Source organism: Oliverpabstia sp., assembly GCF_022785585.1.
Classification (GTDB): domain Bacteria; phylum Bacillota; class Clostridia; order Lachnospirales; family Lachnospiraceae; genus Oliverpabstia; species Oliverpabstia intestinalis.
Genome location: NZ_JALFPR010000004.1, coordinates 1 through 10,131, shown reverse-complemented (window position 1 = coordinate 10,131; position 10,131 = coordinate 1). Strand labels below are relative to the sequence as shown.

Genomic DNA, 10,131 nt, shown 5'->3' with positions numbered 1-10,131 from the left:
ATCCAGATAGCAATTAATCGTGTCTCTCATCCTCATTGTCATAGCACTCACAAAACCGCGCTGCGAATGCCGGTGGCTCGTCTTTGACGTACAGGTGGGAAATATCTCCGAAAGAACTCATACGGAAATATGCGATCCCCGGGCGGCGCTCTTCGGTGACGAGGGTTGTGACGGAGCTTGGAGCAGCGCAGGTGCCGTGCCACAAAACCATCGGGGAAATGTGCAGCAGGTGACTTAACAGGACACATTCCAGACCGAAGTGGCAGAAGAAGACAATCGTATCGTTGTTTGCGTGCTCTGCGCGGTAGGTAAGACCGTCACGGACATACCCGTGACTGGCGAGCAGGGCATCGAAGTTGGTGGTTACCCAGTCATATTCTTCTTTGACATGTCCTTCCATCATCACAGGAACCTTCCACCATTCATCCGGCAGGTAAAAGCGGGGTTCCGCGGTCCAGTCCTGTGGCAGCCAGTCCCAGGAGATCATTTCCTTTTGCGGGACATCCGGGCGGTGGATCCGGGCATCAAATTCGCGAAGCCAAGGTTCTTCGGTGGCAGTGCGGTTCATTTTCTTCAAGGTCAGAGAGGCAGTGTCTCTGGCTCTTCCGAGAGGAGAGACATAAAAGGCTTTCACATCGAGTTTTGCTAGTTTTTCGGAAAGGTAGCCTACTTCTTTCCATCCTTTTGGCGTCAGGGAATCGATGGTATAATCCGGATCCCCGTGACGGACGATCAGTAATTTCATATAATAGCCTCCTGTGTGTAAAATAATCAATGTTTTCTGGTAATATAGCAGATATTGGAAAACAGCGGACAGCTTTTTATCCATGCAAAGTTCCGGTATTCTCTCCAGTTGATATACCACTCCTGTCCCCAGCTGCTGATCCGCAGCCATCCGTGTTCGATGCCGGTAACAGTGATATAGTGTGCACGGGTGGAAGAAGATTTTATGTAAACTCCATCGCCGGTTTTCTTGTACAGAGGAAGCCGGTCTTTCTTCCAGATCAGGGGGAAATTACCGCCGATGGATAGAATGACCGGGATATCCTGACTAAGCAGCCGGCTGATCTCCTTTCCGGTATTCCGATACCCGATATGCCAGCAGGCACGGTAAGGAAGACGGCGGAGTAAGAAGGCCAGATTCAGTCCTGCGGAGAGCATCAGTCCGTTGATTCCGAGACGGGGAAGAATCGGAAAGAGTCGATGCAGTCTTTTTACAGATCGCTCATAGTCCTCCCAGGAGCGGGAATCACTGACGGGCTGTTCTCCGGAACGATGACGGTCCGTCTGTGCTGTCAGAGATTCTTTCCGTTCCAGATACCACAGCAGATCGTGCGCCGCGATCAGACCGCAGCCGTATCCGCGGATGGAAGGAGAAGAAAACCAGGTCTGGCTGCCGCCGTAGGAAGCACCTTCCGGTCGCTGCACGGAAAGTTCTGAGGTGAGACTTCGTGAGCCGGTTTCGGATAGAGAAGTTTTTCGTGGAGTATGAATGATGTTATCTGTCATAAAAATCCTCCGTATAGAATAGAAAAATGTGCCGGAACATGACCCTTTTCAATTACATTACATAGCAATCAAGGATTCGATAGATCCATTTTCTTGATGCGAATGTAACTATTCAGTAGCCATTGTCCCGCGAGGTGTTTTGACATGAATATGTCAAAATCCCGAGACATACAAGCCAAAATGCCATCACCGAAGGTGATTTTTTATGCATTTTGGCTCGTAACTGTGAAGGTACTGAACAGTTACATGCGAATAAACAACAGTTTATAAAGTTTCCGCGATTCTTCTTGCCACATACACGCCGCTGGCAGATGCATGGGACAGGGAGTGGGTGACGCCGCTTCCGTCGCCGATGATATAAAGACCTTTGTAGGGGCTTTCCAGATGCTCATCGATATCCACTTCCATATTATAGAATTTCACTTCGACACCGTACAGCAGAGTATCGTCATTTGCCGTGCCCGGTGCGATCTTATCCAGGGCATAGATCATCTCGATGATACCATCCAGGATACGTTTTGGCAGAACCAGACTCAGATCTCCGGGAGTGGCGGACAGAGTCGGGCGAACCAGACCTTCTTCGATACGGCTGACCGTACTGCGCCGGCCGCGAACCAGATCACCGAAACGCTGTACGATCACACCGCCGCCAAGCATGTTGGATAGACGGGCGATACTCTCGCCGTATCCGTTACTGTCCTTGAATGGCTCGGAGAAGTGTTTGGATACCAGCAGGGCAAAGTTGGTATTTTCCGTGTATTTTGCCGGATCTTCGTAGCTGTGGCCGTTTGCGGTTATGATACCGTTTGTATTTTCATTTACCACGATGCCGTTCGGGTTCATACAGAAGGTACGGACATTATCCTCGAACTTCTCGGTACGGTATACGATCTTGCTCTCATACAGCTCATCGGTCAGATGGGAGAAGACAACAGCCGGAAGTTCCACACGAACGCCCAGGTCGACACGGTTGGACTTCGTAGGGATCTGCAGATCTTTACAGACAGTTTCCATCCATTTGCTGCCGCTTCGTCCGACGGAGATGATACACTGTTTGCAGGTGGCAGTCTCATTCTTGCCGTAGTGCAGGGTGTACATGGAATCGTTATATTCGACAGAAGTTACCGGAGTCAGGAAGAAGAAATCCACCTGCTCTTTCAGTTCGTTGTACAGATTTTCCAGAACGACATAGTTGATATCCGTTCCCAGATGACGGACGGAAGCATCCAGCAGCTTCAGCTTGTTCTGGATGCACAGCTTTTTGAATTTGGTTCCGGCTGTGGAGAACATACGGGTATTCTCGCCACCGTGGGAGACATTGATCTCATCCACGTATTTCATCAGATCCAGGGCAGTCTTTTTTCCGATATGCTCGTAAAGAGTTCCGCCGAAGTCGTTGGTGATATTGTATTTTCCATCGGAAAATGCACCGGCACCGCCGAAACCGCTCATGATCGCGCAGGTTTTGCAGCCGATACAGGTTTTTACTTTTTCGCCGTCGATGGGGCAGTGGCGTTTGCTTAACGGATTACCCGCCTCAAATACAGCAATTTTCAACCCCGGTTTTTTCTGAACCAGTTCATAGGCAGAAAAGATTCCTCCAGGACCGGCTCCGACAATAATTACATCATACATCATAATTGTCACCTCTGTTTTCGTAAGACTGAACGCATAAAAAAAGCCCGTATCCATGGAAAGAATACGAGTCTGTACTCACGCAGGAGTATCCCGCGGGGCGTTTTCATGCGAAAGCCATGTGTTCGTTTGAGTTCTCTGTTTCATTATATCGAAAGGACGAAGTACTTGTCAAGGAATAGGGAGAAAAAGAAAATGAGGAAAAAAATGTAAAAACCTATTGACGTGGTGGGGATATGGTGGTAATATATGCTCATAAACATACTAGAGAGGTAGGGAATAGGGAAATGAAAGAGAGATTACCCTTATTAGTCCGCCACAATTACAGATTTGGACGAATGTGAAGCACAAAAGTGTGACCGTCAGAGATTCCGCAGCGGATCCGGCGAACAGCAGTCCGAAGAGCGGAAGAAAAAGTAAAAAGTGAAACTAATGACCCAAGAGGGATTCGATATTACAGAAAGAATAAGAGGAGAAAAGACTATGAGCAAGAATTATAAATTTGAAACTTTACAGGTACATGCAGGACAGGAACATCCGGACCCGGCTACCGATGCGAGAGCAGTGCCGATCTATGCAACAACATCTTATGTATTCAAAGATTCCGCGCAGGCAGCAGGACGTTTCGGACTGACAGAAGGCGGTAACATCTATTCCCGTCTGATGAACCCGACAAGCTCTGTTTTCGAAGAGAGAGTAGCAGCACTGGAAGGCGGCGCAGCAGCTCTGGCTACAGCAACCGGTTCCGCAGCTATCACATATGCAGTACAAAACATTGCGACAGCAGGTGATCATATCGTATCTTCTGCACACGTTTATGGTGGAACATACAACCTGTTTGCAAATACTTTAAAAGAGCAGGGAATCTCCGTAACATTTGTAGATCCTTCTGATCCGGAGAACTTCCGTAAAGCCATTCAGCCAAACACCAAACTTCTGTATGGTGAGACACTGGGCAATCCAAACTCCGATGTACTGGATCTGGAAGCGGTATCTGCAGTAGCTCATGAAAACGGTATTCCGCTGATCGTAGATAGCACATTTGCTACACCGTTCCTGCTTCGTCCACTGGAGCATGGCGCAGACATCGTCGTACATTCCGCAACCAAGTTCATGGGTGGACACGGAAGCGTAATGGGTGGTGTGATCGTTGATGGCGGCAAATTCGACTGGACTCAGAACGACAAGTTCCCGGGAATCACAAAACCAAACCCATCTTACCATGGTGTTGTATTCAGCGAAGCCTGCGGAAACATCGCTTATGTAATGAAGATCCGTACTACTCTGATGAGAGATCAGGGAGCTACCATTTCTCCATTTAACTCTTTCCTGCTTCTGCAGGGACTGGAGACACTGTCTCTTCGTGTAGAACGTCATGTGGAAAATGCTCTGAAGGTTGTAGAATTCCTGAAGAACCATCCACAGGTAGAAAAAGTAAACCATCCATCTCTGGCAGAAGGCCATCAGCTGGATCTGTATAACAAATATTTCCCGAACGGTGCAGCTTCCATCTTTACTTTCGAAGTAAAGGGCGGACAGGAGAAAGCACAGAAATTCACAGAATCTCTGGAACTGTTCTCACTGCTGGCTAACGTAGCAGACGTAAAATCTCTGGTTATCCATCCGGCATCCACCACTCATTCTCAGATGAATGAAGAGGAACTGCGAGAAGGCGGTATCACACCAAGCACTGTACGTCTGTCCATCGGTACAGAAAACATCGACGATATCATCGCTGATCTGGAGCATGGTTTCGAAGCAATCAAATAATATAAAATATTGAAATTTTCTGATTGACATGTGAAGCTGTCCTTTGATATTCTAATAGAAGATAACAGGGAGTAGTTCACACCAGTCAGGTGTTGGATGCCTCGTCATCACGTCGAAAGACCGGGGAATCCACTGAAAGAAGAACGAGACTTTTATCGCATTATTTGTGTGCGGTGGAAGTCTCGTTCTTTTTCTATATAAAAGAAGCGCCGACAAAGAACCGGACATTTCCAGGGCACACGGAAAGCAGGAGGAAAAGAGAATGGAAATGATTTTACAGGTGTTGTTACTGGTGTTGGGCTTTTTGATGCTGGTAAAAGGTGCTGACTGGTTTGTGGATGGAGCGTCGGGAATTGCAGAGCGATTCGGAATTCCCCAGCTGGTAGTCGGACTGACCATTGTGGCCATGGGAACAAGTATGCCGGAGGCGGCAGTGAGTATCAACTCGGCGTTAAAAGGGAACGCGGGAATTACGATCGGAAACATTGTGGGGAGCAATATTTTGAATATTCTGATCATTCTTGGTATTACTGCGGTGATCACAACGGTGGCGGTACAGAAATCTACGATATGGATCGAGATTCCTTATATGATGATAATTACAGTTCTGTTACTGGTACTGGGAAAAAGCGGAAATCAGATTACACTCAGCGAAGGTGTTATCCTCTGGGTGGCATTCTTACTTTATCTGGGATATCTGTTTTATTGTGCAAAAAAGAACAAAGAAGAAGTGGTCGAGGAGGAAGCAAAACCGATGTGGAAATTGCTCTTTGCAACGGTACTGGGACTACTGCTGGTGGTCTGGGGAAGTGATGTTACCGTGGATGCGGCAAAGGCAATTGCAAGGGTGCTGGGAATCAGTGAGCGTGTGATCGGTCTTACGGTGGTGGCACTTGGAACATCCCTTCCGGAGCTGTTCACCTCGGTGTCTGCAGCACGGAAGGGAAAAGCAGATATTGCGATCGGAAATATCGTGGGAAGCAATATTTTCAATATTTTGTTCGTGGTAGGTACGGCAGCACTGATTGTTCCGGTGGAGTTTCTCCCGGGATTTGGCATCGATACGGTGATAGCGCTGGGAGCCGGGCTTCTGTTATGGGTCTGTATCTGGAGAAAACGGGCACTGACCAGGCCGGCGGGTATTGTGATGTTGATAGCTTATCTGGCTTATTTTATGTATCTGATGTAGTTTTTTGAAAATTTCGTAATAAAAGAAAAAGTATACAAGATTCTACATTGCACTTTCCGGAAGGTACTACTATACTAAATGGCATGGAATGAAAAAGTATGGCAGAAACTTTGGGAGGAAAAAATATGGAGAACAAAAAGAAAAAATTGTCGGCGTATTACAAACCGTATAAGGGGCTGTTCCTGGCGGATATGGTGTTTGCAATGATCGGAGCAGCCATTACCCTTGTGATTCCGTTGATGGTGCGGTATATTACGGGAACTGTTGTGCTGCTTCCTATTGAGGAAGCATCCTCGACCATCATCCGGCTGGGGATTTTTATGGTGCTGCTGGTGATCGTAGAAGGATACTGTAACTATTTTATCGGGTATTATGGTCATGTGATGGGTGCGAAGATCGAACACGATATGCGAAATGAAATCTTCGGACATTACCAGAAGCTGTCCTTTGCATTTTTCGATAATCAGAAAGTGGGACATCTGCTCTCAAGAATCACCAGTGACCTGTTTGATATCACAGAACTGTTACATCATGGACCGGAAGATGTGGTCATCTCCACGATCAAGCTGGTGGGAGCATTTATTATCCTGTTGATGATCAATGCAAAACTGGCGTTAGTTGCAATCGGTTTTGTAGTGATCATGCTGCTGTATGCGGTAGGGATGAATAACCGGATGCGTGGGGCATTCCGGGAAAACCGTGCCAGAATCGCAGATATTAACAGCCAGATTGAGGACAGTCTTTCCGGTATCCGTGTAGTTAAATCTTTCAGCAATGAAGAGACCGAGATGGATAAGTTCGAGGAAGGCAACAGCCGGTTTGTGGCATCGAAGAAAAGGACATACCGGTTTATGGGGTCTTACAATTCCGGGATGGGAGTATTTTCCACACTGATCACGGTTGGATCCCTGCTGATGGGTGCATGGCTGATGATGAAAGGGGAACTTTCCGCAGCGGATCTGGTGACCTTTCTTCTATATATTAATAACTTCACCGAACCGGTGAAAAAGCTGGTAAACTTCACGGAACAGTTCCAGAACGGTTATAGCGGTTACGAACGTTTCCTGGAGATTATGAGTATTGCACCGGATATCAAAGACAAAGAGGATGCACAGTCTCTGGATCGGGTGAAGGGAGAGATTCAGTTTGAGGATGTATCGTTCCATTACAGTGAAAATAAAGAAAATGTACTGTCTCATGTAAATCTGGATGTGAAGCCGGGAGAATATGTAGCGTTAGTCGGAAGCAGCGGTGCAGGAAAAACAACTCTGTGTTCCCTGATTCCCCGATTCTATGATGTAACCGGAGGAGCTGTTTTGCTGGATGGCATCGATATTAGAGATGTGAAACTAAAAGATCTGCGGAGACAGATCGGTATCGTGCAGCAGGATGTCTATCTGTTTGCCGGAACGATCCTGGAAAATATCCGTTACGGAAAACCGGAAGCTACCGATGAAGAAGTGGTGAATGCAGCCATGGCGGCAAATGCCCATGAATTCATCATGAGCCTGCCGGAGGGGTATCATACGGATATCGGACAGAGGGGTGTAAAGCTTTCCGGCGGTCAGAAGCAACGACTTTCCATCGCCCGGGTATTCTTAAAGAATCCACCTGTTCTGATTTTTGACGAAGCGACTTCGGCACTGGATAACGAGAGTGAAAAGATCGTGCAGCATTCTCTGGAAATGCTTGCCAAAGACAGAACCACGTTTGTGATCGCCCATCGGTTATCGACGATTCGAAACGCACAGAGAATCCTGGTATTGACAGAAGACGGTATTGCAGAAGAGGGAACCCATAAAAGTCTGCTGGCTCAGGGTGGTATCTATGCTGGATTGTACAATATGCAATTTTGATGTATTATGATGTTTGTGTCAAAAGGTATTTTGCTCCTTTGATACAGGATTGTTCCGTACTTCGGACTCTCACAATCCTCAAAAACATTCGCAATCCGCTCATTTTTCTTTGAAAAATGGCTACTTACTCATGTTTTTGTCAGATTTCTGAATCTGGGACTCTGGTATCATATAATGACCGGTATGCGAAGATCTGCCGGTCATTTTCTGTTGCCAAGCATACGACAAAAAGGTCCGGTGGACCTTTTTTAGTGTATATCTTCCGTTGACTTAAGTGTCGAATATATTTATAATACACAGTAGTGCGTAAAAATGTGCAGAAGACGCGAAGCAGGCAGTCTGACACAGATGCAGGAAAGAATGAGGAGATACCGATGAAAACATGGGAAGAGAATGTCCGGAAAGTAGTTCCCTACGTACCGGGCGAACAGCCAAAAGTACAAAATCTGATCAAACTGAACACCAATGAGAACCCATATCCGCCGTCACCGAAAGTGGCAGAGGCACTGAAAGCGATCGATGTGGACTGTATGCGTCTGTATCCGGATCCGGCAGCTTCCGTACTGGTGAAAGGCATCGCTGATTTTTATCAGCTACAGGAAGACCAGGTGTTTGTGGGCGTAGGTTCTGACGATGTTCTGGCGATGATTTTTATGACATTTTTTAATTCCAAAAAGCCGATTTTGTTCCCGGATATCACCTATTCTTTTTACGATGTGTGGGCAGATATGCTGCGGATCCCGTATGAGACGGTTCCGCTGACCGATGATTTTACGATCCGGAAAGAAGACTATTTCCGGGAAAACGGAGGAATTATTTTCCCTAACCCAAACGCACCGACCGGTGTGGAGCTTGGCATGCAGGACGTGGAAGCAATCATCAAAGCCAATCCGGATGTGATCGTAGTTGTGGATGAAGCTTATGTGGACTTTGGTGCGGCATCTGCGCTGCCATTGATCGAAAAGTACGATAACCTTCTGGTGGTTCAGACCTTTTCCAAATCCAGAGGAATGGCAGGTATGCGTATCGGCTATGCCATGGGTAATCCGGTACTGATCAAATATCTGAACGATGTGAAATATTCTTTCAATTCCTATACCATGGATCAGACCACTCTGGCGCTCGGGGCAGCTGCGATCGCTGACAGGGCATATTTTGAGGAAACAGTGCATAAAGTGGTGGAGACCAGAGAGTGGACCAAGAAGGAACTGACAAAACTCGGGTTTGTCTTCGGAGATTCCAAGGCGAACTTTATCTTTGCCTCTCACCCGGAGATTCCTGCAGCAGATCTGTTTGCAGCGCTTCGGGAAGCCAATATCATCGTTCGTTACTTTAACAAACCGAGAATTGCCAATTATCTGCGTATTACCATTGGAACACAGGAAGATATGGAAAAATTGATTGAATTCTTAAAAAAATATAAAAAATAGGAGAAATATATGGAATCACTTGTCACATGGTTTGCCGCAACTTTAGGACCTTATATATCGGAGAAAGCAGTCGTTTTTCTGATTTCGATGATGCCGCTTCTGGAACTTCGAGGAGGACTGCTTGCCAGTTCGCTTCTGAAAGTATCCGCTGTTCATGCAATCCCGATCTGTATTATCGGAAATATTTTACCCATTCCGTTTATCCTGCTGTTTATCAAGAAGATCTTCCAGTGGATGAAAAAAATAAAATGCTTCCGGGGACTGATTGAAAAACTGGAAAACCGGGCGATGGGAAGAAGTGAAAAGATCCAGCAATATGAATTCTGGGGGCTGGTGTTATTTGTGGGAATCCCCCTTCCGGGAACCGGTGCATGGACGGGTGCTCTGATTGCGTCCCTGCTTGGCATCGATATTAAAAAATCCTCGCTGGCCATTTTCTGCGGAATTGCCATGGCGACGGTGATCATGTACATTGTATCTTATGTACTGGTGGGAAATATCGTGAGTTAGTAACTATTCAGTAGCCACTGTACCGCGAGGCGTTTTGGCATGAATATGCCAAAATCCCGAGACATACAAGCCAAAATGCCATCATCGAAGGTGATTTACGCGAGCAACGAGTCAAAGTCCGTGCTTGCACGGAACCTTGAGGAGTGCCGCGATAACGATAAAAACTCGCAAAGCGTGTTTTTATCGTTTAAATGCATTTTGGCTCGTAACTGTGAAGGTACTGAACAGTTAC

Annotated in this window: 8 protein-coding genes; 5 read left to right on the top strand and 3 right to left on the bottom strand. The window is 46.7% G+C overall.

What is annotated here, in order from left to right:
* Positions 1-13: 13 nt before the first annotated feature.
* The 3 genes from MSA64_RS00155 to MSA64_RS00145 all read right to left on the bottom strand — a co-directional run bounded on the left by MSA64_RS00155 (position 14) and on the right by MSA64_RS00145 (position 3,147).
* Entirely contained in the window at positions 14-745 is a 732-nt protein-coding gene (locus MSA64_RS00155; protein ID WP_277663401.1) for a histidine phosphatase family protein, read from the bottom strand.
* Positions 746-771: 26 nt separating this feature from the next.
* Positions 772-1,509 carry a hypothetical protein gene (locus tag MSA64_RS00150; protein WP_154431592.1) on the bottom strand — a complete coding sequence of 246 codons (738 nt, stop codon included), beginning with the start codon at positions 1,507-1,509 and terminating at the stop codon, positions 772-774.
* A gap of 264 nt (positions 1,510-1,773) precedes the next feature.
* Positions 1,774-3,147 (bottom strand): NAD(P)/FAD-dependent oxidoreductase, encoded by a 1,374-nt coding sequence (locus MSA64_RS00145; RefSeq protein WP_154431593.1) that lies wholly within the window; start codon positions 3,145-3,147, stop codon positions 1,774-1,776.
* 480 nt (positions 3,148-3,627) lie between these two features.
* Between MSA64_RS00145 and MSA64_RS00140 the strand changes: the two genes are divergently transcribed.
* The 5 genes from MSA64_RS00140 to MSA64_RS00120 all read left to right on the top strand — a co-directional run bounded on the left by MSA64_RS00140 (position 3,628) and on the right by MSA64_RS00120 (position 9,899).
* Positions 3,628-4,914: an O-acetylhomoserine aminocarboxypropyltransferase/cysteine synthase family protein gene (locus MSA64_RS00140; protein ID WP_106492502.1), complete on the top strand. Its 1,287-nt coding sequence runs from the start codon at positions 3,628-3,630 to the stop codon at positions 4,912-4,914.
* A 268-nt stretch (positions 4,915-5,182) separates the two neighbouring features.
* Complete coding sequence (locus MSA64_RS00135) at positions 5,183-6,103, top strand: calcium/sodium antiporter (RefSeq protein ID WP_442945295.1); 921 nt, start codon at positions 5,183-5,185, stop codon at positions 6,101-6,103.
* 125 nt (positions 6,104-6,228) lie between these two features.
* Positions 6,229-7,959 carry an ABC transporter ATP-binding protein gene (locus MSA64_RS00130; RefSeq protein WP_106492503.1) on the top strand — a complete coding sequence of 577 codons (1,731 nt, stop codon included), beginning with the start codon at positions 6,229-6,231 and terminating at the stop codon, positions 7,957-7,959.
* A 374-nt stretch (positions 7,960-8,333) separates the two neighbouring features.
* Positions 8,334-9,389 (top strand): histidinol-phosphate transaminase, encoded by a 1,056-nt coding sequence (hisC, locus tag MSA64_RS00125; RefSeq protein ID WP_106492504.1) that lies wholly within the window; start codon positions 8,334-8,336, stop codon positions 9,387-9,389.
* 9 nt (positions 9,390-9,398) lie between these two features.
* Positions 9,399-9,899 carry a COG2426 family protein gene (locus MSA64_RS00120; RefSeq protein WP_287890037.1) on the top strand — a complete coding sequence of 167 codons (501 nt, stop codon included), beginning with the start codon at positions 9,399-9,401 and terminating at the stop codon, positions 9,897-9,899.
* The last annotated feature ends 232 nt before the right edge of the window (positions 9,900-10,131 follow it).